This window comes from Streptomyces sp. AC602_WCS936 (assembly GCF_019049125.1).
Taxonomy (GTDB): domain Bacteria; phylum Actinomycetota; class Actinomycetes; order Streptomycetales; family Streptomycetaceae; genus Streptomyces.
In genome coordinates, this window is record NZ_JAGMUF010000117.1 from 1 (window position 1) to 254 (window position 254).

Here is a 254-nt window from a genome sequence, read left to right on the forward strand (position 1 = left end):
ACCATGAACACGAAGTCGGTGAGGGCGGGGCTGTAGGCCGCGCCGCCCGCGCACGGGCCGAGCATCACGCTGATCTGCGGGATGACACCGGACGCCTTCGTGTTGCGCTGGAAGATGCCGCCGTAGCCCGCGAGGGCGCTGACGCCTTCCTGGATGCGGGCGCCGGCGCCGTCGTTCAACGACACCAGCGGCGCACCCGCCGCGATGGCCATGTCCATGATCTTGTGGATCTTCGTGGCGTGGGCCTCGCCCAG

1 protein-coding gene is annotated in these 254 nt (G+C 69.7%); it reads right to left on the minus strand.

Features of this window, described 5'->3' with window-relative positions; translation table 11 throughout:
* The coding region (locus KUM03_RS39375; RefSeq protein WP_302185908.1) for a carboxyl transferase domain-containing protein at positions 1-254 on the minus strand (254 nt) is incomplete at both ends.